Raw genomic sequence first — 22,483 nt, forward strand, 5'->3', positions numbered from 1 at the left:
AAACCTTATCCCATTATCAGTGTATATCGTCTGTATTATTACTAAATTCGCACGCAATTTAATTCTAAGTTGCCATCCATGTTATTGAATTCAGACAAAATTCTTGGTGAAGCTCTAACGTATGACGATGTACTCCTCATACCTGCATATTCAGAGGTTTTACCACGGGAAGTAGATCTTACTTCCAACTTTACAAGAAATATTAGCCTTAAAACTCCAATTGTCTCTGCGGCAATGGATACTATTACCGAATCTACTATGGCTATTGCTGTAGCTCAGGATGGCGGAATAGGTGTGCTTCACAAAAACATGACTATCGAGCAGCAAGCTGTAGAGGTAAGAAATGTGAAGCGTGCAGAGAGTGGGATGATTTTGGATCCGGTAACCTTGCGTGAAAATGCACAGGTATCAGACGCCAAAAAGATGATGGCTGATTTTAAAATTGGAGGTATTCCAATTGTAGATGGTAACAAGAAGCTTATTGGTATCATTACCAATAGAGATCTGCGTTTTGAAAAAAATGATGATCGAATGCTTCATGAGATTATGACTAAGGATAATCTTATCACAACTCATGAAAATACAAGTCTTGCAGAAGCAGAAGTGATTTTGCAACAGCATAAGATTGAAAAACTCCCTGTGGTAAAGAAAGATAATACCCTTATTGGCCTTATTACTTATCGTGATATTACCAAACTAAAGATTAAGCCAAACGCATGTAAAGATGCATACGGACGCTTGAGAGTAGCTGCCGCTGTTGGTGTAACAGGCGATGTGTTGGAAAGAGTTACAGCTTTAGTTGGTTCTAATGTGGATGCGGTAATTATTGATACAGCTCATGGACATACCCGTGGAGTAGTAGATGCACTTAAGCAGGTAAAGGGAAAATTCCCAAGCCTGGATGTGGTAGTAGGAAATATTGCGACAGCTGAAGCTGCAAAGTATTTGGTGCATGCTGGTGCTGACGCAGTAAAAGTAGGTATCGGCCCAGGCTCTATCTGTACTACACGTGTAGTTGCAGGTGTGGGTGTGCCACAATTGTCTGCTATTATGGATGTAAAAAGAGGAATGGAAGGTAGCGGAGTTCCTTTAATTGCTGATGGTGGAATTCGTTTTACTGGAGATATTGTAAAAGCGGTAGCAGCGGGAGCTGATAGTGTAATGCTGGGTTCATTATTGGCGGGAACCAAGGAAGCTCCAGGAGAAACAATCATATACGAAGGAAGAAAGTATAAAACTTACCGTGGAATGGGGTCTATTGAAGCTATGCAAAAAGGCAGCAGCGACAGATATTTCCAGGATATGGAAGCGGATATTAAAAAATTAGTGCCCGAAGGTATTACCGGAAGAGTGGCTTATAAAGGCGAAGTAAGCGAAGTGATGTACCAGTTTATTGGAGGGCTTAGAGCCGGAATGGGATATTGCGGAGCACCTACAATAAAGGATATGCAGGAAAATGCAAAGTTTGTGAAAATGACCGCAGCTGGTATTCACGAAAGCCACCCACACGATGTGCATGTAACTCGTGAGGCTCCAAATTACAGTAGAAAATAATTTTTAGTTGATTTGCAATCTTGTCTAACTAAAATTAATAATTATTTATGAATAAAATCATTGCATCCTGCCTGTTGGCATTAAGTGGATCTGTACTCTTTGCACAAGAGTCTTTTGACGACAAAACCTTGTTTACAGTGGCAGAGGATACAGTAACTGCCGGTGAATACATTGCTGTGTACAACAAGAACCGAAATTTAGGAGAGGACATAGATCCTAAAACCCCTACTGAGTATTTGGATATGTACATCAACTTTAAGCTGAAAGTGCATGAAGCTAAGGAATTGGGTATGGATACTATGCCAGGTTTTACTAGCGAGTACGGTAGTTATCGTGATCAATTGGCCAAGCCATATCTTACAGATAAAGATGTAACGGAGGAGCTGGTAGAGCAGGCCTATGATAGAATGCAGTATGACGTTCGTGCTTCACATATTATGGTAGCTATTCCCAGAGGGGCCTCTCCAGAAGATACAGCTAAAGCCTATGGTGAAATTATGAGCATTAAGAGTAAGATAAAGAAAGGTGCAAGCTTTTCTGAAATGGCTAAGCAGTTTTCTGCTGATACATACTCTGCAAAAAGAGGTGGTGATTTAGGTTACTTTACAGTTTTCAATATGGTATATCCTTTTGAAGAGGCTGTATATACTGCAGATGTAGGTCAATTAGTTGGACCCGTTAAAACACGTTTTGGATATCACTTGATAAAGAAAACGGATGAGCGCCAAGCAAGAGGAGAGATTATGGTAAACCACATTCTTATCATCGCAAACGAAAAGTCTACATTAGAGCAAAAAGAAGCGGCTGAAAAGAAGATAAGCGAAATATATGGCGAACTTGAGTCGGGGTCAGACTTTGAAACTCTAGCTAAACAGTATAGTGAAGATAAATCTACAGCTAAGAACGGTGGAAGAATGTTTCCTTTTGGAATCAACAAAATGTATATCGAGTTTGAAGACGCTGCATTCGGTTTAAAAAATCCAGGAGATTATACTGAGCCTGTGCAAACCGAAGTGGGCTGGCACATTATTCAGTTGGTAAAGCATACTGGGGTTGCTGACAAAGAAGTGGCTATTGCAGATATTAAGGCTAAAGTAGATAGGGACGAGCGCTCTCAACAAAGTCGCATGAGCATCATCAAAAAATTGAAAAAGGAGTATAATTTTAGAGAGTATCCCAAAGTTATGAAAACAGCCTTTAGCCAAATTGATGAGTCATTTCTAAAAGGAGAGTACATGCCAGGGAAAATAAAAAACGGCAGTAAGGTAGTTTTTGAATTTGCCAATAAAAAGTATACTGTAGAAGATGTAATAACTACACTTTCTAAAAAGCAAGGTTCGGGTAATGGAGCCTCATTGTCTACTGCATTGAGCGGAAATTATAAAGCCTATGCCGAGGAAGAGCTTGTTAATTACGAGAAAGGTATGTTAGTTAAAAAATACCCGGAATTTAAATTGCTAAGCCGTGAGTATTACGAAGGAATTCTTTTGTTTGACTTAACAGAAGAAAAGGTGTGGAGAAAATCTGTTTCTGACACTACAGGCCTCAAAGAATATTACGCTTCTCATACGGATAAATATCAGTGGAAAGATAGATACCAAGCTTATGTTATTGATGCTGCATCAGCAAAGGAGGCAAAGAAAGCTGCAAAAATGCTGAAAAAAGGTACTGCCATGAACGAGGTGCAAAAAGCTCTAAATGCAGAGTCTGAACTAAACGTGAAGATAGACAGTAGCATATATGAGGCTGGTACAAATAAAATAGTGGACGGAGTAGAGAAAACTGTTGGCTACACTAAACCGATGGAAGTTGAGGGACGTTTCTTTGTGTTGGGAATTATAAAAATAGTTCCGGCAGGAGGAAAAACCTATGAAGAAGCTCGTGGTTTGGTAATTAGTGATTATCAAAATTATCTGGAAGAACAGTGGATAAAAGATTTGAAATCCAGATATGAGGTGAAGATAAATGATTCGGTACTCGAAAAAGTGGTTGAAAAGCTTGAGTCAGATAGCTAAAAAAATATCAAGAGTTTTATTCTTGACAGGAGGGATCTTTTGGGTTTCCTCCTGTCAGCTTTTTAATACAAGCGGTTCGGAAGAAGAAACCAAACCGGTTGTAGCTAGGGTATATGATCGCTACTTGTACAAGGAAGACGTTGAGGGCTTAATGCCGAATGACTTGACCGAAGCTGATAGCTTAGCATTTTTGCAGAATTACATTAATGTATGGGCCAAAGACCAACTGATGATTTTGAAGGCTGAATACAACCTTACAGAAAGCCAGAAAAATTTTGAAAAGCAAATAGAAGAGTATAGAAATGACCTTCTGAAATTTGCCTATCGCCAACAGTACATTTCTCAAACATTAGATACCAATATTTCAGCTAATGCTATAAAAAGTAGCTATAAAGGTGGGAGTAATGATTTTGTACTGAAAGAAAATATCTTACGAGTAGATTATGCAGCCATTAACTTGGAAGCGCCAAACTTGGAGAAAGCCATAAAGTGGTTTTACTCTAAAAAAGAAAAAGACGAAAGCAGTTTTTATGATTATGCTTTGAAGTATTCCTACAAGTTTTCGGTAAGGGATAGTACCTGGATTTCTTATGAGCAGTTGCGAAAGCAAATCCCTTTGCCAAATGAAGACATCGAGAATTTTATAAAAAGTACGAGTTTTACACAATTTAAAGACTCCACCAATGTTTACTTGTTGGAAATAAAGGACTACAGGCTTCGTGGAGATAAAGCACCCTTGCCTTATTCTAGGGAGATTATTAAGAATATCTTGATCAACAAGCGAAAGCTTAATATCATTAATAGTTTAGAGCAGAATTTATTGGAAGACGCTCTCGACAAGAAGGAATTTGAAGTTTATTAAATGAAGAAGTTTTTTGCAATTTTAGTTTTGGCAATAGCCGGACAAGCCTATGCACAGCCACAATTGATTGATGGAGTGGTTGCTGTGGTAGGTAAAAATATTGTGTTGAAATCTGATGTGGATCAGCAAGTAGCCAGTATGAAAAGCCAACAAGGAGTGGAACCAAAGGATCTTGACCCTTGTAACATTTTTGAAGACCTTCTTTTTGAAAAACTTCTTTTACATCAAGCAGAAGTAGATAGTGTACTGGTTACTGAAGACGAGATAAATGCTACTATCGATCGAAGGATAGAGGTATTTGTTCAGCAAATTGGCAGCCGTCAAAAGCTTGAGCAGTACTACGATAAAACTATTGTTGAAATAAAAGAGGAGATGTACCCCTTTGTGGAGAATCAAATGATAGCTCAGCGTATGCTTGGGCAAATCACTGCCGAAGTAGAAATCACTCCAACGGAGGTAAGAAATTTTTATAAAAAAATACCTCACGATAGCTTGCCGCTCATAAACTCGGAAGTAGAATATGCGCAGATTGTGAAGTATCCATTAGCTGGCCCAGAAGCCGTTGAAGCAGCAATCACTCGACTTAACGAAATAAAGCAACGAGTAGAAGATGGCTCATCTTTTAGCACAATGGCTGTGCTGTATTCAGAAGATCCGGGATCGGCTAAAAATGGTGGTAAGTATGAAGGTATTAAACGCGGACAGTTTGTAAAAGAATTTGAAGCAGTGGCGTTTAACTTGACTGAAGGAGAGATATCAAAACCCTTCAAGACGGAGTATGGTTATCACATTGTACAGCTATTAAAGAGAAGAGGGGAAGAGCTTGATCTTCGTCACATTTTGATAAAACCAAAGATTTCGGCTGAAAATCTGGACAAGACCAAAAGCTTCCTCGATAGTGTTCGTACCGCTATTTTGGACAAGAAGGTGACTTTTGGGGATGCGGCAGAAGCTGTATCTGATGATGAAGACTCTAAACAAAACGGTGGGATTGCCATTAATGCCCAATACACGGGTGACTCTAAGTGGGAAGTTGGCCAGCTTGATAAAGCTGTATTTTATGCCATAGAAAATATGGATAAAGGACGAATTTCAGAACCGTCATTCTTTAGAACACCTGATGATAAGGAAGGATATCGTCTTATTCAATTGAATAATAAAACGGAACCTCACCGCGCAGATTTGAAAACCGATTATCAAAGAATACAGATGATTGCGCTTCAGGATAAGAAAAATAAGATTACGCAAAAGTGGATTGAAGAAAAGCTGAAAACTACTTACGTAAGAGTTAACAATGATTATCTTGACTGCGAGTTTCAGCGCAACTGGATAAAACAGTCTCAATATGTCGAATAACATGAATGATGCCCAAGCAGTAGATTTTTTGGGTAAAAAATATAACGAACTCAAGCAGGAAATAGGAAAAGTAATAGTTGGTCAACAAGAAGTGGTTGATCTGCTTATACTATCTATTTTCAGCAAGGGTCACTCTCTTTTAGTGGGAGTTCCAGGTTTGGCCAAAACCCTTTTGGTAAATACCACCGCGCAAGCTTTGGGATTAAGTTTTAATAGAATTCAGTTTACCCCAGATCTTATGCCTTCTGATATTGTTGGAGCAGAGATTTTGGATGAGAATAGAAATTTCAAATTTGTAAAAGGTCCTTTGTTTTCCAATATTGTTTTGGCAGATGAGATAAACCGTACACCTCCAAAAACTCAGTCTGCACTTTTGGAAGCCATGCAGGAGCGCTCGGTTACGGCAGCAGGACAAACCTATCCCATGGCTGATCCATTTTTTGTTTTAGCTACCCAAAACCCTATTGAGCAGGAGGGGACTTACCCTTTGCCAGAAGCTCAGTTGGACCGTTTTATGTTTAACATAGAAGTAGGCTATCCTACTTTTGACGAAGAACTTCAAATTGTAAAAGCTACCACAAGCGGGCTGGATACTACTGTGAATAAAGTGCTTAGTCAGCAGGAGATTATTGATTTTCAAAAGTTGATAAGGAGAATTCCTGTTACCGATAGTGTGTATGAATATGCTGTGGAGTTGAGTAGTTCCTCTCGTCCTAATGGCGAAAAAGCTAAAAACATCACAAATGAATACATAGCTTGGGGAGCTGGCCCACGTGCCTCTCAGTATCTTATTTTGGGAGCTAAGTGCCATGCGGCCTTAAAGGGGAAATATTCGCCTGACAAGGAAGATGTAATTGCTGTGGCTAAACCTGTTCTCCGCCACCGTATGGTAAAGAATTACAAAGCGGAAGCAGAGGGCGTTCAGATTGAAGATATCATCAACGAGCTGATTTAAACAGTCTTAGTACTAGTGACGGTTTTGTGTTAAAAACAGCAAAACTCAAATCTGGAATTACCACCTTTTTAGGGCTTTTATGCTTAGCTTTGCCCCGTTTTTTGCAAACCCGGGACAAAGTAAAATATGCCATCTACAAAGTACATTTTCGTAACAGGAGGAGTAACCTCCTCATTGGGTAAGGGAATCATCTCTGCTTCTCTAGCTACACTCTTGCAGTCAAGAGGTTATAGCGTTACCATTCAAAAATTGGATCCATACATCAATATTGATCCGGGTACCTTAAATCCTTACGAGCATGGTGAGTGCTACGTAACCAATGATGGTGCAGAAACCGATCTTGACCTTGGTCATTATGAGCGTTTCTTGAACCGCCCAACTTCTCAGGCTAATAACGTAACTACTGGTAGGGTGTATCAGTCGGTTATTGAAAAGGAGCGTAGAGGAGATTTCCTGGGGAAGACCGTTCAGGTGATTCCTCACATTACTGATGAAATTAAGAATAGAATCAAAAAGCTGGGTAACACCGGTGAATTTGAAATCGTAATCACCGAGATTGGAGGTACTGTAGGTGACATTGAGGCTTTGCCTTATGTAGAAACAGTTCGTCAACTTAAATGGGAGCTTGGTGAAGACTGTTTGGTTATACACCTAACTTTAGTGCCTATGCTCGCTGCTACAGGTGAGCTTAAAACTAAGCCAACACAACACTCTGTAAAGAGTTTACAGGAATCAGGTGTGCAGCCAGATATTTTAGTGTGTCGCTCTGAGCATGCGTTGGGAGAAGATATTAAGCGTAAGCTTGCCTTGTTTTGCAACGTAAAAAAGGATTCCGTAATTGAATCTCTTGATGCAGAAACAATTTATGCAGTTCCAATTTTGATGCGCAATCAAAAGTTGGATGAAGTAGTATTGAAAAAACTGGATTTACCAATTGAAGACAATTTGGATTTGGTAAACTGGAAGGACTTTTTGTACAAACTGCGTTATCCTAAACATGAGGTAACTATCGGTCTGGTAGGAAAGTATGTTGAGCTTCATGATTCATATAAATCTATTGTAGAATCATTTATTCACGCAGGAGCGGCTAATGAGTGTAAGGTCAATATTCGTTGGATACACTCTGAAAGCCTTAATATAGAAACTACCGAGAAGCATTTTGATGGGCTTGATGGTCTTTTGGTAGCTCCAGGTTTTGGTGAGCGTGGTTTTGACGGTAAGCTTGAAACTATCCGTTACGCACGTGAAAATGATATTCCCTTTTTCGGTATTTGCTTAGGAATGCAAGCCGCAGTAATTGAGTTTGCACGCAATGTGTTAGGTTGGGAAAATGCAAACTCTACCGAAATGGATAAAGAGTGTGCTCATCCTGTGATTTCACTTATGGAAGAGCAGAAGAAAGTTGAGGACATGGGTGGTACCATGCGATTGGGTGCCTGCGATTGTGAGTTGAAAGAGGATACTTTGGCCTTTGGAGCCTATAAGAGAAAAACCATTAGCGAGCGTCATAGACACCGCTATGAATTCAATAGTGAATACCTCAAAGATTTTGAGGATAATGGAATGATTGCTACCGGTAAAAATCCTGATTTGGGATTGGTAGAAATTGTTGAAATACCTACTCACCCTTGGTTTGTAGGCGTGCAGTTTCACCCGGAGTACAAGAGTACAGTGGCTAACCCGCACCCATTATTTGTAAAATTTGTTGAAGCTACAATCACAGCTTCAAAAGCGAAATAAGCATGGAAAATAAAGGAATGGATCGCAACACGATTATTGGGATGTTGCTAATTGGAGGTATTTTCCTCTTTTTCTACTTTTTTAATAAGCCAAATGCTGAGTTGGAACAAACTCCAAACAAAGTGGATTCTACAGAAATTGTAGAAGAAACCAAGCAGCTTGAAGAAGTAAACAACAATCAGCTGGACTCGGTGGTGGTTGATAGCAATCAACTCTTTGCCCCGGCAACGGCAGCAAGCGAGGAGCTTTTTACCTTAGAAAATAAGTTTCTAGAAGTTGTAATCTCTAGCAATGGTGGGCAGATTGTTCAGGCACGCCTTAAAAAATATCAGACGTATGATTCTTTGCCGCTTTACTTAATTAATAAGAATGCGGATTTCAACATTGCCATAAATGGTGATAGACCAATGAACACCGCTGACCTTGTTTTTGCTGGTGTGCAAAACTCTGACAACAAAGTTACCATGACTTTGGATGCAGGAAGTGGTAAATCATTAACCTACGTTTATACCATTGAGCCAGACAATTATATGCTGGGTTGGGATGTAGTTTCTTCCGGAATGGGAAATATGCTTCCTCAGGATGGAGGCCTACAGTGGGAAATGAAAACCCTTCGTCAGGAGAAAAATATTGAGACGGAAAATACTGTTACCGAGTTAGAGTATAGGTTCGCTAACGAGGACGATATGGACAATCTTTCTGGATCTGGAGATGATAGCGAAGAAGTTCAAAATATTAAGTGGCTGGCCTATAAGCAGCAGTTCTTTTCATCTATCCTTATCAATAAGAATGCGGATTTTGGAAAGGCAGGTTTAGCTTCAAAAACTATTGAAGGTTCAGAAGAGTTTACCAAACTTTTGGTTTCAAAAGTTAGCTTAAACTCTACAGCAGGAGATGTAAATAGTTCTTTTGGTTTATATCTTGGGCCAAATAAATACGAGGTTTTAGAATCTTATGAGCAAGGTTTTGAGGAACTTATTCCACTAGGATGGGGAATCTTAGGTTGGATAAACCGTGGTATTGTAATCAACCTTTTCAACTGGCTTGAGGGGTATGGATTAAACTATGGTTTGATTATTCTAGCGATTGCTTTACTTATCAAGATAATCCTTTTCCCATTTACTTACGCTTCTTATCGCTCTATGGCCAAAATGCGTGTGCTTAAGCCAGAGATTGATGAGCTTAACGAGAAGTATAAGGATAAAGACCCAATGAAGAAGCAGCAGGCTACTATGGAGCTTTATCGAAAAGCTGGGGTGAATCCGCTGGGAGGCTGCATACCTATGCTGTTCCAAATGCCGATTCTGATAGCTTTGTTTAGATTCTTTCCAGCTTCTATCGAATTGAGGCAGCAACCCTTCCTTTGGGCGCATGACCTTTCTACTTATGATTCTATTTATGATCTGCCATTCAACATTCCATTTTATGGTGATCACGTGAGTTTGTTTACATTATTGATGACCGTTTCTACGCTTATCTACACCTACATGAATCAACAGCTTACAGGTAGCAATAATCAAATGCCACAGCTTAAGTATATGATGTACTTGATGCCTGTTGTATTCCTTGGAGTATTCAACAACTACGCGGCAGGTTTGAGCTATTATTACTTTGTAGCCAACGTGATTACTTTTGGACAGCAGTTTGCCATCCGTGCATTTTTAGATGATGATAAAATTCACGCTAAGATTCAGGAAAAGAAGGCGCAGCCGAAAAAGGAAAATCGCTTTATGCGAAGAATGCGCGAAGTGCAGGAGGAGCAAAATAGACAAGCGAGAAGGAAGAAGTAAAAGTTCGCCTTTGCGCTTTAAATATTTTTTATGAAGCCGTCTCAAAGTCATTTGGGATGGCTTTTTTATGGGGTATCAATCAATGAATGCGTTTGTGCTATCGGGTTTTATTTCTAGTGGAAAGAAATGCATCTTACCAAATAGTGGCAGGTCAAAAAGTAAGGTTGTGTCGTTTAGAATTTTCGCATTATACCTGTAGGATGGGTATTTTAAACTACCGGTGCTAAGCCATTTTTCTACGGTTAGGCTATCGCCAGTTACATTATAAACTCCCCAGATATAGGGCAAATCTTTATATCTGTCAAAATCTCCGTTGTTAATACTTTCTATCAGATCTTCTAAACCCGCGCTATTTCCCCAAAAACCAAAACAGACACCATTTTGATAAGGGATAAAAAATTTTGTGTTTATTCCGTCTTCATCACGGTAGGTTCGGTAATACAGCCCGTCAGTCCTGAACAGTGTAGTTCCACTGCTACTCTTTTCCAATTTTAATGGAACTCTGCTATAGGGGTTGCAACTAGAAGATGCGACAACAAGTATTAAAATATAGACGGATTTCAAGCTTTACATTAGTTTTATGAGGAGCATCTAATTTCAGACAAATATTTTTAGCTATAAACAAATCAAAAAAAGTTGCTCCATTACTGAAGCAACTTTAATTATATCAAAAAAATGGATTGGGTTATTTTACTGTAAAAGTAGCACTGTTTATATAGCTGTTTGCATGAACAAAAGAACCTGTAAGTGGATCGCGAACCCAAACGATAGACATAAAAGTATACTTGGTGCTCGATACATAATCAGGGGAAGCGGCATTTTTGCTCTTGAATTTTCTAATATATTGACGGATGGGTGTATCACCCGTTCCAATAATATCACCTTTATAATATTCACCACCAAACGGCCAATAGTCACCAAGAGGATAGCCCCAGGTTCCTGTACTGTCAAATTTGGCTAGAAACTGGTTTTCATAGAAAAATGTAGTTCCTTTTTTCACAAGTACCCTTTTTTCATTTTCAGTTAATACATCCTTATCCCATTGAGATTCATGAGGAAGAGGTAGTGGTGGGTGTTTGATTAAATCCTGGCTAGCCGCCATTCTTAGATCTAAAGTCATTCCAGGAATTTCAGTAGTATATGATCTTGCTTTGCTCTTACCAAGCATGTAGGTATCAATATAAATATCACTGGTTAAGGTGTCCATAAAGAACTTTACTTTATGATCAATTATCCAGGCTGTATCGTTTTGGCTAACCTGATTGGTAACCGCAAGTAGGGGCTTTTTACGAAGTGCAAACTTGGTTTTATTTACTAGATCAGCAGAGAATACCTCTTCGTCATCGAGCACAAAAAACGGTGCTGTAGGAGATTGAAAATTCATCATAATAGAATCACCATCCGGTTCGTAAAGCCCACCAACTGCTGTGCTTACCATATGCAGGGTATTTATACTGCCACTATATTCATCCAAAGCTTGTATACGAGCTTCTTCATATACTGCTGATCCCGGATTCTGAATATCAGATCCCATCATTAATAGCACATTGTACTTTTCTTGAGGGGTTGCTGGGCCAGAGTCTACAGTCGGTATGGGGTCTTCTTCTCCACAAGAACTTAAGATGGCGATGAGCGCACTAAAAAGCAGAATTTTTTTCATCATATATGTTTTGATAGATCGCAAAAATATTAAAATTAAAGCTGGTGAAAATGCAAACTATTTGCTGAAAACGCAACATGCAAGCATTGTATTGCTGATATAGATGTGTAAACGATTCATATTAGTAATCGAAGGAAATAGAGCAAAGGTTGGGTTAGATGCATATTTACTTAAAGATCAGATCAACATACACTGGCAAATGGTCACTAAATCCACCCTGATACTTATACCCTAAAAATGTCCTAAAAGGAACAGAGCCAGGATATTTATCATCTGTGGTGAGCAGAAATCCATGAGTTGTAACCTTTGCTGTATTGTCTTTTATTGATATTGCCTCATTGCTCAAAAGACTGGAACTCACAATTATTTGGTCTAAATAACTCCAAGTACCTCGGTACCTATGTGAGCCTTGTGTAGGAGGTAAAGTAGCCATTAAGTTGATTAAACTTTTTCCATGCAGCATTGTGTCAAGCGGTTGTGCCTTGAGGGTATCATGTAAACTTATGTTTGTCCATTCATCATTAAAGTCGCCAGCAGCTATCACGTAAGTAGGGTAAGGGAGCATATTAAGCGAATCCGTAATATGCTTTAACGTCAGGGCTGCTTGAATCCTTTTAGGTTCAGATCTTGCCTGTCCACCATAGCGGCTGGGCCAGTGACAAAATAGAAGGTGTACCGTATCTTTTTTATTAAAAATACCCTTACAGTATAAAATATCACGTGTTACAAAATTTGGGTCATTATGCATTTTTACAGGAATAGGACGGCTTGCAATTGGGGTAAATTCGTCCTTCCTATAAAGCATACCAACGTCAATACCGCGCCTATCGGGTGATTCAAAATGAATGATACCATAGTTGAATTTGCGTAATACCTCCGTGCTAATCAGGTCTTCTAAAGCCTGTTTATTTTCAACCTCGGCAACACCAACAATCGTAGGAGGCAGCCATTCACCAATACTCAATATGGCTTTTGCCATATGATTTAGTTTTTCATGATAGCGGTAGATACTCCAATTGCGTTTTCCTTCCGGAGTGTATTCATCATCATTTTTTAAAGAATCATTTTCCGGGTGAAAAAGATTTTCAAGATTGTAAAAGGCAATACGTTGACTTTCGCTTTTTTGTGCATTTAGCTTTACACAAAGTAAAAGCAATACCAGAAAGAAGCTATGAGCTAAAGTTTGACAAGAGATAGTTAGAAATTTCATGCAGCGTCAGTTGTTTCGAGTCAGGAGCCATTTTTAATGCAGCTTCCGGCATTACCGAAATCTGTGCTTCCTGGGGTTTTTGAACGATAGTTTTTCCTCCTGCACTCGCAATAGCTCCAAGTCCAAAGGCGCCATCTTCGTTAGCTCCGGTAAGGATAATGCCTGTTACACGATTGCCAAATTGTTTTACCACATTGTAAAAAGTAACATCTATTGAGGGTCGGCTAAAGTTTACCCGGTCACTCAAACTTAGTGAAAGTGTGCCGTCATTCTCAACTAATAAATGATAATTGCTGGCGGCAAGATAAATTATACCATCCAGCATTGGCTCCTGATTGGAGGCCTCCTTTATAGTTAGATTTGAAGAATAGCCAAGTACCTCGTCTAACTTGTGGCTGCCTTGTTTAGGTCTGTGAATAACGACAAGTACAGGACAATTTAAAGGCTTTTTAATTTGCCCAAAAATGGTCTTTAGTGCAATGATTCCGCCAGCACTGGCACCAATCACCACGATGTTATTTGACTTTTTTATAAATGCTGCTTTCTGGTTCAATTTCTACAAATGCATTTCTATCTTCAAAGAAGATAATAGATTCTTTGGAGCCAAGTATTAGATGACCACCATCATTTAGGCAAGTACAAAACTTTCCTAATATCGAATTTTGTAGTTGAGGGTTGAAATAGATGAGCACATTTCTACAGATGATTATGTCAAAATCTGATGCCGGAGGAGTAGTCATCAAATCATTTTCCATAAAAGAAATAGAATGGTAAAGATCGTCATGAAAAATCACATTTTCACCATCCTGTGAATAATATTTTTCCAGACTAAATTTCCCTCCTGCTTCCTTATAAGATTCTTCATAGTTAGCTATATGACGATGCTTGTATGTCTTGGATTTGGCCAAATCCAGAATAGCTGCGGAAAGGTCTGTTCCCAAAATACTTGCTTTATGCAGAAGGTTATTTTCCTTCAGCAGGATGGCTAGCGAGAGGATTTCCTCGCCAGAACTGCAGCCAGCAGACCATATTTTTATGTGATCTTTTTCACTAGCGAGTTGCTGAATCAAGCGGCCAAAGCATGAATAAAAAAAAGGGTCACGAAACATTTCCGTAACGTTTACCGTAAATTTTTCAATGAAAACCTCGCGTGGGTTAGGCTGTTGATCAAGGTATTTAATGTATTCCTCAACATCCGAGAACTTGAGCTCCATTAGGATTTTAGAGATTCTTCGCCTCACAGAAGATTCCGAATATTGACTAAAATCTATTTCCAATTTATCATTCAAGTAAGAAAGCAATTGATCTTTTTGCTCCACACTTATACTATTTTTATTAGGATGATAGGCCACAGGCTCGTTCATTGCTTAGTTTTGGAGCCGTTAAATTAGAGCTATTTTCAATTGATTAACTATTTTCAAAAATGTTTTTTACTCACCATTCTCTTACTTTTTGGGTGGTCAAAAACCGCTATATCCCAGTCTGAAAGCAGTATTGAGTCTCAAAAATCATATCTGGAATTACCGGTAGAAACCTTTAATGATACTAAGCGAATACTATTAAGTCCAGCCAAATGGAAAGGTAAAGACTGGGCATTAGCTGCTGGTGCTGTTTCACTCACAGCCTTGTCATTTACAGTAGATGATGAAATACAGGAGTGGAGCCAACAGAGTTTTAGTACTACAGGTGATGCTGTTGCAAAATACATTGGTGAACCTTTTGGAAACCCCATTATAGTAGTAGGTGGATCTTTTGTGATTTATACTGTTGCAAAAATCAGTCATCATCCAGAAATTTCAGACCCTACACTTACAGCATTTAAAGCAACCTTGATAGCTGGTGGAGCAACCGGCTTGATTAAGATTTTAGCACACCGAGCCAGACCAGATGAAAACATCCCTCCTGATTCTTGGGACTGGGGAGGACCATCTTTTTCTATGGATAACCTTTCGTTTGTGTCAGGGCATTCAGCTACCGCTTTTGCACTGGCAGCAAGTATGAGCACCTATTATAAAGATCATCGATGGGTGACTTGGGTAACTTATCCGTTGGCTACGGTTACTGCTTTATCACGGGTGTATGACAATCGCCACTGGTTTTCTGATGTGGTGGGCGGTGCCGTATTGGGGATTTTTATTGGAAAAACTGTGGCAATGCCTGATAAGTATAAATGGGGCATTGCTCCCAATTCAAAGGGAGGAACTTCAATGTCTTTTACTTATTCTTTTTAGCATATAGCTTTTTCAGCTTTATAGCCTGAAGCGGCTTCCCATCAATTAAAATACTCAGTACATATCCCCCTGCGGAAATATCTCTAGTATCTATGGTGAAGGATCTTGCATGTTCGGGAATTATGCCAAATGTGGTTCGCATCCCTTTGGTATCTAGTAGCTCATATTGTAATTTAGGGTGTTTGCTACTGTTTATTGAGATTTTAATTTGTTCGTCAAATTGCGGTTTCTCAACGGAGATCTTCACCTTATCATCAAATTTGAAATAAGCAGTATATACAAAGCCACCGCCAAGCTCATTTTGCTCATCTGTAATTAGTAGCGATTCTTTATCCGTAAAGGTGATGGACTCTTTTTGAGAAACCCCACGGAAGGCATAGGTTTCCTGGTTTCCACCAAAGAAATCTGCGCCCTTAAAATCAGTAAACACCCACATTTTATCATATCCCAAAAGGACAAGTTTATCCTTTGATGGACTCAAAGCAGCACCGGCCACCCAAAATAGCGACTTGTCGCCATGCCCGGTTTTGAAGCTATCCAATCGCGAAATAGAATAGTTCCCGGCTTTGGTAGGCATTCCGTATAAATAAGTGTATCCTGTAAAGGGCTTTGTTCTATTTTTAGTAAAAACATAAATAGAATCACCTAAGTGCACCATGGATTCACAATCAAAATTGCGGCTCTGTTTGGGCTCTGGAAACTCTTGTTGCTCCTTAAAATTAAATTTTATTTCCTCCAAATTATACAAAGAGTCCGCGGTGGATACCTGATATTTTAAGATGCACAAATCAGTGCGTTTATTCTTGTTGTTGCCAAAATCACCAATGTAAAGATAACCTTGGTCGTACTCCAGTTCCTCCCAGTCTGTGTTTACAACATTAGGTAGGGGTATGGTTTTGAGTAATTTACCTTCATTATTAGTGATAAAAATTTCAGGCTCATTACCGCTGTCATTTATCATAGCAAAGTTGCCGCTTGGTAACATGGCTATTCCGCTGCATTCACTCACTTCTTCAGGTATTTCGCCAACTTTGTTTAAGGGCATTTGTTGCCCAAAACTGGCGAAGTACAAAAAGCTAAATACCTGATAGAAGATGTTTTTTAGCATCATTTTTTTGGTTTTAAAATAAGACAGCCATCACCATAGCTCAAAAATCTAAAGTCATGATCTAGAGCATAATTATAAATATCCTTCCATTTTGGGCCAACAAAAGAGGACACCAAAAGTAGGAGGGTACTTTTGGGCTGATGAAAGTTGGTAAGCAGTCCACTGCAAATTTGATGCTCATAGCCAGGCGCTATAATAAGCTGGGTTTTGGCAGTAAGTATTTCCAGGTTTTTGATGGACATTTCATAGGCCACTGCTTGCAAAGCTTCTAAGGGGCTAGGTAGTTTTTCACCCGAATAAGGTTCCCACTGAGTAATCACATAACTGTCATCCGGTATTCCTGATTTTAGAATTTTTACGCCTAGCCAATAAATACTTTCCAAAGCGCGCAGGGAGGTTGTTCCTACTGGAATAATAGGACGATCGAGATTATCCAATAATGAATCCATGAGCTTTTTATCAATAAAAAACTCCTCGTAATGCATATCATGCTCGGCCACGGTTTCGGTGGAAACGGGCCTAAAAGTTCCTGCGCCAACATGAAGTGTAATAAAAGCTTCTTCAACGCCACAGTCCTTTAGCTCCTGAAGCAAGGCTTCGGTAAAATGAAGACCGGCAGTAGGAGCAGCTACAGAACCATTTTGCTTGGCAAATAAAGTTTGGTACGTGCTTTTATCCGCATCTTCAGCATCGCGATTGAGGTAGGGTGGAAGCGGGGTTTTTCCGGCTTTTTCTAAAATATCAGCAAAATGGCAATCACTATCCCAAGAGAATTCGATGATAAATGAGCCATTATCGCGGTCAATCTTTTCTGCATAAAGCGCAGTTCCATCTTCTAGTTCAATAGACAATTTTCCAGTTTTCCACTTGCGGGCACCGCCTACGAGGCATTTATACCTCAATGGAGATTTGGCTTGCATGGCCTGCTGGATGTCCATTCGCTCGGCTGGCTCCAAACAGAAAACCTCTATGGTAGTGGTCTCATTTTTAGGAAATTTAAGCCTGGCCTGAACTACCCGGGTTTGATTAAAAAGCAAAAAACTATCTCTTGGCAAATATTTCAGAAGATGCTTGTACTGATCTTCCCTGATATTTCCATCCTCATAAATTAGAAGCTTGGAAGTATCTCTGGGTGATACAGGGTATTTGGCAATTCGTTCATCAGGGAGCGGATAGTTGTACTCCTCTATTCGGATATTTTTTACGTCTTGTTCCAAAAATGGCTTTTCTTTGAGGCCGCAAAAGTATGAAGAAGGCCGTAGTAAGCGTAACAAATGACCTGGTAACTGACCAGCGCGTGATGCGCACCAATGAGGTGCTGCTCCAAATGGGGATTGAACCCACATTTGTAGGCCGAAAGCTGCCTGAAAGTCTGGAATATAAAAAGCCATATCCTCATCGTAGGTTCAAACTTTGGTTTAGAAAAGGCTTTCTTTTTTATGCCAACTACAATTTCAGGCTGTTTTGGTACCTGCTTTTCCATCGTTTTGATCTTTACATAAGTAATGATTTAGACACCTTGTTGCCAAACTATCTAGTGTCTTCGCTCAAGCGGAAACCCTTGATTTACGATTCACATGAGTATTTTACCGGTGTGCCCGAAATTCAAAATAGACCTTTAGTAAAAAAGGTGTGGACAAGCTTGGAGCAATTTATTTTTCCAAAGCTCAAAACGGTAATTACGGTAAATGATAGTATTGCTGCGCTGTATGAGGATGAATACGGAAAGCCGATCCATGTGGTACGGAATATTTCGGATTCCAGTTTACCTGAAAAGGTGAAAAGCAGGGAAGAGCTTAGTTTGCCCAAAGATGCATTTATCATTATCAACCAAGGGGCGGGTATCAATGTAGATCGCGGAATGGAAGAGGCGATTGAAGCGCTTGAATTACTTCCCACGGAAGTGGTGCTGCTAATAGTAGGAAATGGTGATGCTGTACCAGGGCTCAAAAAAATGACGGCCGAAAAAGGAATTAGTGAGCGAGTGATCTTTAAACCAAAGCAGCCCTATTTGGAAATGCTGCAATACACGCTTAACGCTGATTGTGGATTATCACTGGACAAGCCTCTAAGTCCAAATTATCAATTTAGTTTGCCCAACAAGCTTTTTGATTTTATAAAAAGTGGAATACCCATGGTAGTTTCCAGCGTGGTGGAAGTGCGAAAAGTAGTAGAGCAATATAAGATTGGTGAAGTGTGCATGGATCACCATCCACAGACTTTGGCCACGGCTATTTTAAAGGTAAAAGCAAATGGCAAAGCCTATTATTCTGCCAACTTAAAACAAGCGGCAGCAGAAAATAACTGGGAAACTGAACAGCTTATATGGAGGCAGATTCTCGAGCCTTACGCAGCAGAAAACTCAGGTAGCTAAGCTTGTAAAAACTGAACAATCTAAGTGATGGCCTTTTTGCTGTGATTAATTTTTCCTCCCACTTTTCATGATTCTTGGCAAAAACTTTAGCCACAAACTTGCTGAGTTTTATTTTAGAAATAAAATCAAAAGTGCGCATGAGGGTTACACTTGCGTTGAAATCACCATTGCCTCGGAGGTACAGGTATTTTAGGTTTTGAATGGCAAGGCGTGTTTTGTGTAAAAACATTTCATTGCTCTCCAAATCACCATGAATTACTTCATTGTCAATGTGCAAAATAGGGTAGCCTTGGCGCGAAAGCTCATAGCCTAGCAAGGTATCTTCGTGGCCGTATTGCTTTAGGTTTTCATCAAAAGGAACTTCTTTCCATATTTCTTTTGGAATAAGGAAATTGTTGGAATGAAATGCTTCATTTGGCCTTTTGTTGCGATGAGCGGCATCCTTACTTTCCATGCGTGAGCCATATGTCCAGTGCAGACGGTGCTCTTCATCAGGGCAGTCTTCAGTATATTTTCTACCACCGCAGATTACTGTTTTGCCATCATTGTGCTTTAGGTAGTTTTTAATGAAATCGGGATTGTCAATCAAGCTGTCGTCATCCAAAAACAAGACAGCTTCCCCTTCCGCAGAAGCGGCCAGGCGATTTCTAATAGCGGCACGCCCTACATTTTGGCCAAGTTCTACATACTTTACATTGGGATCATTGTGCAACCAATGGTTGGTTTCGCGGCACTTTTGGGATGAACCATCATCATAAAATAGAATTTCCACACCACGGATTTTCTCCTTTTGCGAAAGCAGGGATTGGGCTAAAGGCCGTATATCCTGCTCATAGATGGGTATGCAGATACTTATTTGAGTCAAGCGAGCTGTTTTAATTTCGTGGTTCAACGTTAAGGAATTTTTAAACAATTCTTACGGCATCTCCTTAGATTTGCCGATACTAACAAAATAACATTCTAATATGAAACGATTGACATCCATAGTTATGGCAGTGATGCTCACATTTATTGTGACTTCGTGCAATGACTGTAGCCTGGTGCAGGATGCAGGAAACCCTGACCGACAGTTTAGATTGCTGGACGCCCAAGGTAACGACCTGTGGTTTGGTGACAGTGCCACTTATGACCCTAATGCAGCCGTGTTTGAGCATGAAACGAAGGGAGTACTTACGTCAAATGTAAACGCAAGTAACCGCAGCGTAGGGGTAATGATTCCCTTGACTAATAATGACGAAGAGAAGATTTTCGTACATCTGGATTCAGCGGGTACCGAGGTATTGCGCTATGTATCTTTTGTTTACGAAAGGAAGTGTGAGGTAGAATATGAGCTTAGCTACATGTTTCAAAATGATGTGAAAGTCTGTTCGCTTTGCGGTTCTACAGAACTTGGAGGGAGTATTTACATCAATCTAGTAAAGTAAAATTCCCCCGGCTCAACTCGAACGCTAATTTCTACTTTAGACTACAGACTACAGACTACAGACTACAGACTACAGACTACAGACTACAAACCATTAACCAGTTTCCAACCAACTTTAACATTTCCCCTTGTTCTTAGTATTTTGACATTCTTTACTTTAGTGACTCAACTAAAGTGCTATGCTCAAAAAACTACTCTTTCTCACGATCACCTTTTTACTTATTTCTCCTACTATTGTCGCTCAATGGCAGTGGGCAATTAGAGGAGGGTCTGTGAATACAATGGATAGGACTACAGATTACAATAACATCAATAGAATAATTACGGATCAGTCGGGAAACATTTATATACTAGGACAGGTTGGTGGAGCAAGCCTAAAAGTTGCCGAAGTCCCACTCAATGCCTATTCTGATTTTGGTACTTCAAATTCTTTAGATATCGTTATTAGTAGCTTTAAATCTGATGGTAGCCATAGGTGGTCCAAAGTAATTGGTGGACGGGGAGATGATTATGCATACGATATCAAGTATGATGGAGGAAACGGAATTCTTGTTACTGGTAGGGTCTTTAATCCTGCTGTAGACCTTAATCCCTCATACCAACCCGTACATTTTGATATGGACACTATACTTCCACAGTGGACTTACTTAAATCCTGATACGCTCCGAAAACAAATGTTTCTAATAAAGTATGATACATTGGGGTCCTTTCAGTGGTTGCATATGCCTGAGCCTGATACAGTAACTAACGTAAATGGGTTAGTTAATAATAGTTTTCCTATCCGTCTGGATGTTAGCTCAAGTGGAGAAATTTTTTGGTTATGTCACTTGAGATCGGGGGTGTTTGGCTGGGGAAATAACAATACCATAACACAAGCAGGCAATTACATTTTAAAATATGATTTGCAAGGTCAGGTAAGTAATGTGACTCGATTGGAAATAAACGTTGGAAGGGGAATAGATTTAACTTCTCTTTGGGGAGGAATTACTCATTTTTCTCGAAACCCTTTAAATGGCAATTACTATATCTCCGGTACAAATAAGGCAAAACAGTACACTTACCTGTCATTAGGGGGAGATACTGTAAGCTCAAATATGTATTTAGCTGCCTTTTCTCCAAATGGTCAACTGTTATGGAAAAAGGAAAGTGGAGGCACTGATGTGGGGCAAATCCTTGATATGGATTTAGATGACAATGGAGATGTATATTTAACAGGAGATGTTTGGCCAGGTACCGAATTCGGAGGCCATACTTTTACCTCCCCAAGTGGTAAAGGAGCTCCTTACATTTCAGTTTTTGATTCCTCTGGAAATAACAAATGGTCTTTAATGGGTATATCGCGCCAAGCCAGCACTGAAGGAAGTGGTATTGCTGTGAGTGACACGGAGGTGGCTATAACTGGATATACAGGAATTCTAAATTGGCCTAATGAAACGGATACGGTTACAGGAGTTGCTAACCAAGGCTTTGATGCCTTTCTTGCCCGTTTCAACAAAAGCAATGGTGAGTTGATTACTATGGAGCGCACCGAAACACCTTTTGGTGGCGCAAGCTATGGTAATGCCATAGCAGCCGGCTCACAAAACACCTATTACCTTGGAGGTAACTTTAGCATGTCCATGTTTTTAGGCCAAGACACTTTGTACAAAGTAGGTAGCCAGCGGAGCTTTTTCCTCACCAAATATGAATGTGATGTACCGGAGGCCAGCATGAGTGTGAGCGGTATAAATGCTACGAATACTATAAATCTTGTATACACTGGTGATCCGGCAGATAGTGTAAAGTGGTATTTGGGTGATGGCACCCAGGTATGGGGAGATAGCATTCAGCATAGCTATGCTGCTAAAGGGAAATACAGAGTTTGTGCTATGGCCTACTTTGAGTGTACAGAAGTTACCGTTTGTGACAGCTTAGTAGCCGGAGAAATTAGCCTAAGTGAAGAAGGTTTTGTCGGTGTAGCGATTTATCCAAACCCTACCAATGGTGTTTTGAACTTAGAGAATTTGCCGAAACATAGCTCCGTAAAACTTTATAACCTTAATGGAAAGCTGCTTTTGCAAGAAGCTTTTAATGATGAAAAGGCTTCCTTAGATTTAAGTCAATTTAGCAAAGGAGTCTATCTGCTGGAACTACAGAATAATAGAGGGGAGAGTGGTTTTAGGAAAATCGTAAAGGAATAACTTTTGCTCAAGCCGCAGGGCTCAT

General features: G+C 39.8%; 19 protein-coding genes. 11 read left to right on the forward strand and 8 right to left on the reverse strand.

Going from position 1 to position 22,483, the window contains the following annotated elements; translation table 11 throughout:
- Positions 1 to 78 precede the first annotated feature (78 nt).
- The 7 genes from guaB to yidC all read left to right on the forward strand — a co-directional run bounded on the left by guaB (position 79) and on the right by yidC (position 10,272).
- Positions 79 to 1,554 carry an IMP dehydrogenase gene (gene guaB / locus OWEHO_RS00705; protein ID WP_014200525.1) on the forward strand — a complete coding sequence of 492 codons (1,476 nt, stop codon included), beginning with the start codon at positions 79 to 81 and terminating at the stop codon, positions 1,552 to 1,554.
- 47 nt (positions 1,555 to 1,601) lie between these two features.
- Positions 1,602 to 3,569, forward strand: a complete 1,968-nt coding sequence (locus tag OWEHO_RS00710; protein WP_014200526.1) for a peptidylprolyl isomerase — start codon at positions 1,602 to 1,604, stop codon at positions 3,567 to 3,569.
- A 22-nt stretch (positions 3,570 to 3,591) separates the two neighbouring features.
- Positions 3,592 to 4,431 (forward strand): hypothetical protein, encoded by an 840-nt coding sequence (locus OWEHO_RS00715; RefSeq protein ID WP_143764428.1) that lies wholly within the window; start codon positions 3,592 to 3,594, stop codon positions 4,429 to 4,431.
- Positions 4,432 to 5,787, forward strand: coding sequence for a peptidylprolyl isomerase (locus OWEHO_RS00720; protein WP_014200528.1), 1,356 nt, complete (start codon positions 4,432 to 4,434; stop codon positions 5,785 to 5,787). It abuts the gene before it with no gap.
- A 1-nt stretch (position 5,788) separates the two neighbouring features.
- Positions 5,789 to 6,742, forward strand: a complete 954-nt coding sequence (locus OWEHO_RS00725) for an AAA family ATPase (protein ID WP_143764663.1) — start codon at positions 5,789 to 5,791, stop codon at positions 6,740 to 6,742.
- Positions 6,743 to 6,868: 126 nt separating this feature from the next.
- The gene (locus tag OWEHO_RS00730; protein ID WP_014200530.1) at positions 6,869 to 8,482 is read left to right on the forward strand and encodes a CTP synthase; all 1,614 of its coding nucleotides are present in this window, start codon (positions 6,869 to 6,871) and stop codon (positions 8,480 to 8,482) included.
- A 2-nt stretch (positions 8,483 to 8,484) separates the two neighbouring features.
- Positions 8,485 to 10,272 carry a membrane protein insertase YidC gene (gene yidC, locus OWEHO_RS00735; RefSeq protein ID WP_014200531.1) on the forward strand — a complete coding sequence of 596 codons (1,788 nt, stop codon included), beginning with the start codon at positions 8,485 to 8,487 and terminating at the stop codon, positions 10,270 to 10,272.
- 75 nt (positions 10,273 to 10,347) lie between these two features.
- On the opposite strand, the gene OWEHO_RS00740 is transcribed toward yidC, so the two are convergent.
- The 5 genes from OWEHO_RS00740 to OWEHO_RS00760 form a co-directional block, all read right to left on the reverse strand.
- Positions 10,348 to 10,761, reverse strand: coding sequence for a hypothetical protein (locus tag OWEHO_RS00740; protein WP_041627302.1), 414 nt, complete (start codon positions 10,759 to 10,761; stop codon positions 10,348 to 10,350).
- A gap of 196 nt (positions 10,762 to 10,957) precedes the next feature.
- Positions 10,958 to 11,935, reverse strand: a complete 978-nt coding sequence (locus OWEHO_RS00745; protein WP_014200533.1) for a hypothetical protein — start codon at positions 11,933 to 11,935, stop codon at positions 10,958 to 10,960.
- 163 nt (positions 11,936 to 12,098) lie between these two features.
- Positions 12,099 to 13,142: an endonuclease/exonuclease/phosphatase family protein gene (locus OWEHO_RS00750; protein ID WP_014200534.1), complete on the reverse strand. Its 1,044-nt coding sequence runs from the start codon at positions 13,140 to 13,142 to the stop codon at positions 12,099 to 12,101.
- Positions 13,102 to 13,695 (reverse strand): chemotaxis protein CheB, encoded by a 594-nt coding sequence (locus OWEHO_RS00755; RefSeq protein WP_014200535.1) that lies wholly within the window; start codon positions 13,693 to 13,695, stop codon positions 13,102 to 13,104. The genes OWEHO_RS00750 and OWEHO_RS00755 overlap by 41 nt, the downstream gene beginning before the upstream one ends.
- A complete protein-coding gene (locus OWEHO_RS00760) occupies positions 13,658 to 14,506 on the reverse strand; it encodes a CheR family methyltransferase (RefSeq protein ID WP_014200536.1) in 849 nt (282 codons plus the stop codon). The genes OWEHO_RS00755 and OWEHO_RS00760 overlap by 38 nt, the downstream gene beginning before the upstream one ends.
- Positions 14,507 to 14,545: 39 nt before the next feature.
- Between OWEHO_RS00760 and OWEHO_RS17635 the strand changes: the two genes are divergently transcribed.
- Positions 14,546 to 15,373, forward strand: a complete 828-nt coding sequence (locus OWEHO_RS17635; protein WP_014200537.1) for a phosphatase PAP2 family protein — start codon at positions 14,546 to 14,548, stop codon at positions 15,371 to 15,373.
- Here the strand turns inward: OWEHO_RS17635 and OWEHO_RS00770 are convergent.
- Positions 15,357 to 16,484 carry a hypothetical protein gene (locus tag OWEHO_RS00770; protein ID WP_014200538.1) on the reverse strand — a complete coding sequence of 376 codons (1,128 nt, stop codon included), beginning with the start codon at positions 16,482 to 16,484 and terminating at the stop codon, positions 15,357 to 15,359. The two genes, OWEHO_RS17635 and OWEHO_RS00770, sit on opposite strands and share 17 nt — an antisense overlap.
- A complete protein-coding gene (locus OWEHO_RS00775; RefSeq protein ID WP_014200539.1) occupies positions 16,481 to 17,698 on the reverse strand; it encodes an S-adenosylmethionine:tRNA ribosyltransferase-isomerase in 1,218 nt (405 codons plus the stop codon). The genes OWEHO_RS00770 and OWEHO_RS00775 overlap by 4 nt, the downstream gene beginning before the upstream one ends.
- Positions 17,699 to 17,727: 29 nt before the next feature.
- On the opposite strand from OWEHO_RS00775, the gene OWEHO_RS00780 reads away from it, so the two are divergent.
- A complete protein-coding gene (locus OWEHO_RS00780; protein ID WP_014200540.1) occupies positions 17,728 to 18,855 on the forward strand; it encodes a glycosyltransferase in 1,128 nt (375 codons plus the stop codon).
- Here the strand turns inward: OWEHO_RS00780 and OWEHO_RS00785 are convergent.
- Positions 18,803 to 19,720 carry a glycosyltransferase family 2 protein gene (locus tag OWEHO_RS00785; protein WP_169312745.1) on the reverse strand — a complete coding sequence of 306 codons (918 nt, stop codon included), beginning with the start codon at positions 19,718 to 19,720 and terminating at the stop codon, positions 18,803 to 18,805. The two genes, OWEHO_RS00780 and OWEHO_RS00785, sit on opposite strands and share 53 nt — an antisense overlap.
- 100 nt (positions 19,721 to 19,820) lie before the next feature.
- On the opposite strand from OWEHO_RS00785, the gene OWEHO_RS00790 reads away from it, so the two are divergent.
- Positions 19,821 to 20,279 carry a hypothetical protein gene (locus tag OWEHO_RS00790; RefSeq protein WP_014200542.1) on the forward strand — a complete coding sequence of 153 codons (459 nt, stop codon included), beginning with the start codon at positions 19,821 to 19,823 and terminating at the stop codon, positions 20,277 to 20,279.
- Positions 20,280 to 20,457: 178 nt separating this feature from the next.
- Positions 20,458 to 22,458, forward strand: coding sequence for a T9SS type A sorting domain-containing protein (locus OWEHO_RS00795; RefSeq protein ID WP_014200543.1), 2,001 nt, complete (start codon positions 20,458 to 20,460; stop codon positions 22,456 to 22,458).
- The last annotated feature ends 25 nt before the right edge of the window (positions 22,459 to 22,483 follow it).

This window comes from Owenweeksia hongkongensis DSM 17368 (assembly GCF_000236705.1).
GTDB classification, from domain to species: Bacteria; Bacteroidota; Bacteroidia; order Flavobacteriales; family Schleiferiaceae; genus Owenweeksia; species Owenweeksia hongkongensis.